Here is a 2,772-nt window from a genome sequence, read left to right on the forward strand (position 1 = left end):
ATAAATGCCCCGAGCATTGCAAAGCTTAATGTTTTTTTCACGAAGATATTCCATCGGTATATGATCGATCCCCGAGCTGGTTAGCTGGATCAGTTGATTGCCGCAAGAGCCATGCCAACTAGCTGAATTTCAATCATGCCGATTTCAATTGGAATGACAGCACCGCCTAGACCGAAAACAAGAATGACTGAAGCGATAATCATATTTCTAGTTTTGGAGAAGTCCACGCGATTTTCTACAAGTGTTCTTGCACCAATGGATGCAATCATTCCAAACAGAATATTTCAGCACCACCAATAATCGATCTTGGAATCGTATCAGTAAACCCTGTGAGCTTTGGAATCAGACCAATACCGATGGTTATTATAGCTGCGATTCTCATTACTTTTGGATCAAATACTTTAGTTAAAGCAAGGACGCCGGTATTTTGAGAATAGGTAGTATTAGCAGGACCACCAAAAAAAGCTGAAATAGTTATTGCAACGCCGTCACCTGCCAAAGTTCTATGGAGTCCAGGGTCTTTAGCGATATCTTTCTTAATAACACCACTCATAGCGAGCACATCACCCATATGCTCTACAACGGTCGTTAATGCAATGGGTGCTACAATAAGAATAGCTCCAATGTTAAATTTAGGGAGTCCAAATTGGGGCAAACCAAACCATGCAGCTTCAAGCATAGGCGCGTAATCAACCCGTCCAAGTATTGCGGCAAGAACATAGCCTGCAGCTAATCCGATAATGACGGGGATGACTTTTAAAAATCCTTTGCTAAAAATTGCTACACTGATGATGACTAGTAAAGTTACCATCGATAGCAACCAATCCTGAGAGGCCATGTTAATGGCTGTAGGAGCAAGGGTCATACTAATTACAATAATAATAGGACCGGTGACTACTGGTGGGAAAAAAGAAACAATCTTCTCAGGTCCATAGACTGATACAAGCCAGGAAAAGACCAGATATAAAATTCTCGCAACAACAATTCCACCTCTGGCGTAGTCTAGGCCGTATAGTTCAGCAGCCACAATGATAGGAGCAATAAAAGAAAAAGATGAGCCTAAGTAGGCAGGAACTTTTCCTTGTGTGATAAAATGAAAAATCAGTGCTTCTTGTAGTACCTATTGCTTAGCGTTGTAAACCCTCATTTTTCTAGGGCTATCCCAAATAGACTTCTTTAAAATGATTGCTCATTGATCATCGAACACATTGTAAATGAGATGGATTGATTTTTCAGTGCAAAGTATTAAAATTGTCACATGGCTATCTCTGTTCTTTTTATCTGGTTATAATTGCATCTGTTCTCGAAGAAATCTTACTCTTATCAGGCATGCTTCTGTTCAGTTATTGTAAATGTTTATATGCAGTATGTTTACATTGTTTATTATGTTATTGTGCCGCCCGATCTATGACCAACCCAAGGTGGTTCCCTTTGGGCCATCCAAAATCTTCTTTAACTGACACATCTTTCTTCTTACCCTCCTGAGAATCGAGCAACACCTTATCCTGGTTGCTTTTCAGCTGAAAAAGAGCAGATTTTCATCTTCAAAAATGATATAATTAGGCTAGTAAGAAAGGAAGTGGATCGATGGATCACAACGTTGTCAAAAATCCCCACGATACTTTTTTTAAGGAAAACTTCTCTCGGACGGACGTAGCCCATAGTTTTCTAACTTATTACCTGCCAGAAGATGTGTTAAGTCAGATTGACCTTACCAGTCTGAATCCGGAAAAAGACCGGTTTATTAACAAAAGTCTAAAAGAAAGTCATTCAGATATGCTTTACAGCACCCGAATCAACGGTCAGGATGGATATATTTACTTTTTATTTGAGCATAAGAGCTATGTGGAAAAAGATACCCTATTTCAGCTCATGAGCTATATGACCGATATTTGGCGGGCCGACATGAAGCAAGACATAAAAGAGCTTCCTGTCATTATCCCCCTGGTTATTTACTGCGGGGCCAGTACGTGGCAGGCTAAAACTCGACTGGGCGACATGATCGCTGGCTACCACGCCCTGCCGGAGACAATCAAAAAGTACGTCCCAGATTACGAATACCCTTTTTATGACTTATCGCATTACAGCGTGGACGAAATGAAAGGCAGTGCCCGGTTCCAGATCATGACCAGCGCTTTTCAGAGCGTATTCCGGCGTCAACAAAAACATCGGGATTCCAGAGACGTGATCCTTAGAGCCGGCGAACACCTAAGGCAAATGGAAAACCAAGAGGACGCCATGGACTGTTTCGAAACGCTTTTGCGCTATTTGAATAATGAAGGCAAACCCATGAACCGACAAGAGATGGAAGCAATCGCGGAGCAATTGAAAGGAATTTATGCGAAAGGGAGTGAAGTAATGAAATCCACAGCAGATTTATTGAGAGAAGAAGGTATTCAATTGGGTGAAGCGAGAGGTGAAGCGAGAGGCATTCAAAGGGGCAAACAAGAAGAAAAAGCCAATACACTCATCAAACAATTGACTAAACGTTTTCATGTCTTACCGGAAGAAATAAAAGAAAGAATCAGACAACTGGATACGGATACACTGGATTTAATGCTGATAGAAATATTCGATTACCAAAGCGTCGATGACGTAAAGAAATGGCTTCACTGATCCCACTTAACGACCCTATGGCCCTTGCGGACATCAGACCGTCTTTGGTTCTTTCGCTTTGGGACGTAGCACCCGTGTCTATTGGTGGAAGAACCTTTGTCCCGCTCCGATTCTCAACGGATAATCTGGATGCTCGGGCGGAATGGATTAATTCTA

2 protein-coding genes and 1 pseudogene are annotated in these 2,772 nt (G+C 41.7%); 2 read left to right on the forward strand and 1 reads right to left on the reverse strand.

Annotated elements, in window-relative coordinates:
* Positions 1–89: 89 nt before the first annotated feature.
* A pseudogene (locus BLV55_RS14985) lies at positions 90–1,105 on the reverse strand (uracil-xanthine permease family protein).
* A 482-nt stretch (positions 1,106–1,587) separates the two neighbouring features.
* On the opposite strand from BLV55_RS14985, the gene BLV55_RS14390 reads away from it, so the two are divergent.
* Both BLV55_RS14390 and BLV55_RS15085 read left to right on the forward strand, forming a co-directional pair.
* The gene (locus tag BLV55_RS14390) at positions 1,588–2,616 is read left to right on the forward strand and encodes an Rpn family recombination-promoting nuclease/putative transposase (RefSeq protein ID WP_093315677.1); all 1,029 of its coding nucleotides are present in this window, start codon (positions 1,588–1,590) and stop codon (positions 2,614–2,616) included.
* Between the two features lie 17 nt (positions 2,617–2,633).
* A partial coding sequence (locus tag BLV55_RS15085) for a stalk domain-containing protein (protein WP_408645588.1) occupies positions 2,634–2,772 on the forward strand: 139 nt, incomplete at its 3' end.

The organism is Tindallia californiensis (assembly GCF_900107405.1).
Classification (GTDB): Bacteria; Bacillota; Clostridia; order Peptostreptococcales; family Tindalliaceae; genus Tindallia; species Tindallia californiensis.